The organism is Terrabacter carboxydivorans, assembly GCF_039532035.1.
GTDB classification, from domain to species: Bacteria; Actinomycetota; Actinomycetes; order Actinomycetales; family Dermatophilaceae; genus Terrabacter; species Terrabacter carboxydivorans.
Genome location: NZ_BAAARE010000061.1, coordinates 1 through 1,279, shown reverse-complemented (window position 1 = coordinate 1,279; position 1,279 = coordinate 1). Strand labels below are relative to the sequence as shown.

Below are 1,279 nucleotides of genomic sequence, written 5' to 3'. Positions count from 1 at the left end.
GGGTCTGCTGCACGGACGGGTGACAGTTTCGGTTAGGCCACCTGAGTGGCGGTTGTCGTCATGATCAACTCGTATTCGACCGGGGTCAACCGGCCGAGGCGGGGCTGTCTCCGACGGCGGTGGTAGGTCCGCTCGATCCACGTGACGATCGCGATCCGCAGCTGCTCGCGAGTGGCCCAGGCGCGACGGTTCAAGACGTTCTTCTGTAGCAGCGCGAAGAACGACTCCATGGCCGCGTTGTCCCCGGCCGCGCCGACGCGCCCCATCGAGCCGACCATGCCGTGACGGTGGAGCTGGTGGACCAGCTTCCGGGACCGGAACTGCGACCCGCGATCGGTGTGCAGGACGCACCCGGCCACATCGGCGCCGTCAGCGTGACGCCGCGCGACCGCGTTGTCCAGAGCCGCGACCGCGAGCGAGGACTTCATCCGTGAGTCGATGCTGTAGCCGACGATCCGGTTGGAGTAGACGTCTTTGACCGCGCACAGGTAGAGCTTGCCCTCGCCGGTCCAGTGCTCGGTGATGTCGCTGAGCCACAAACGATTCGGAGCCGGCGCGGTGAAGTCCCGCTCGACCAGGTCATCGTGGACCGGCGGGCCGGGCGTCTTGCCGTTGCGCCCGCGCTTCTTGCCGAACGCGGACCACCAGCCCAGCTGCGAGCAGAGCTTCCACGCGGTCCGCTCCGCCATCGCCTCACCCGCGTCGCGGGCCTCGTCGACCAGGAACCGGTACCCGAACTCCGGGTCGTCGCGGTGGGCGTCGAACAACGCGTTCGCCCGGTACGCCGCGGTCAGCTCGGCAGCCCTGACCGGGCTGGCGACCCAGCGGTAGTAGGGCTGGCGGGCGATCTTCAGCACCCGGCACGTCACCGTGACGGGGATCCCGTCGCCGGCCAGCTCGCGGACGAGCGGGTACATCATTTTCCCGGCAGGTGCGCCTGTGAGAGATAGGCCGCGGCGCGGCGCAGGACCTCGTTCTCCTGCTCGAGCAGCTTGATCCGCTTGTTCGCCTCCCGCAGCGCCTCCGACTCGCTGGAGGTCCGGGCAGGGCTCGCTGCGCTGGCCGAGCGTCGCTCATCGATCGTCAGCCACCGCTTGAGGCACGACGGCGAGATGCCGAAGTCTTTCGCGACCTGGGCGACGGAGGCATCCGACTCCTTGAAGACCCGGATCACGTCCTCGCGGAACTCGTTGGGGAACGCCTTGGGCATGGTGCACATCCTTCCAGCGCCGACACACATCGACGCAGATCAGATGCCACCTATCCGTGCAGCAGACCC

1 protein-coding gene is annotated in these 1,279 nt (G+C 68.0%); it reads right to left on the bottom strand.

Annotation, left to right across the window (positions count from 1 at the left end):
* Window positions 1-32 precede the first annotated feature (32 nt).
* Window positions 33-1,210 (bottom strand): IS3 family transposase gene (locus ABD297_RS23540; protein ID WP_344257592.1). Its coding sequence is split into 2 segments (ribosomal slippage): window positions 33-923 and window positions 926-1,210, totalling 1,176 coding nucleotides; the frame shifts between segments, so codons are not numbered across the junction.
* Window positions 1,211-1,279: the final 69 nt, after the last annotated feature.